Source organism: Mesorhizobium sp. M3A.F.Ca.ET.175.01.1.1 (assembly GCF_004791945.1).
Taxonomy (GTDB): domain Bacteria; phylum Pseudomonadota; class Alphaproteobacteria; order Rhizobiales; family Rhizobiaceae; genus Mesorhizobium.
In genome coordinates this window covers 1-288 of sequence record NZ_SRTP01000185.1, presented here as the reverse complement: position 1 = coordinate 288, position 288 = coordinate 1, and the positions used below count along the sequence as shown (strand labels likewise).

General features: G+C 64.9%; 1 protein-coding gene. It reads right to left on the bottom strand.

Features of this window, described 5'->3' with window-relative positions:
* A partial coding sequence (locus EN818_RS31270) for a putative PEP-binding protein (protein ID WP_348631435.1) occupies positions 1-288 on the bottom strand: 288 nt, incomplete at both ends.

Genomic DNA, 288 nt, shown 5'->3' with positions numbered 1-288 from the left:
GACACCCGCCTTAGCCGTCAGTTCGATTGCCGCCATCACCGCCGGATTGGTGACGTCATTGAGCTTGGCGACCGTCGGGTTGAGGCGGTCGGCGGCCATGATGTACTGGGTGAGATCATTGGTGCCGATCGAGAAGAACGCCACTTCCTTCGCCAGCGCCGGCGCGATCAGCACGGCGGCCGGCGTCTCGATCATCACGCCGAGGTCGAAGCTAGCATGCTCCACGCCCTCGGCCTTCAACTCGGCGGCGCATTCATCGACCAGTGCGCGCGTGTGCGTCACCTCGGC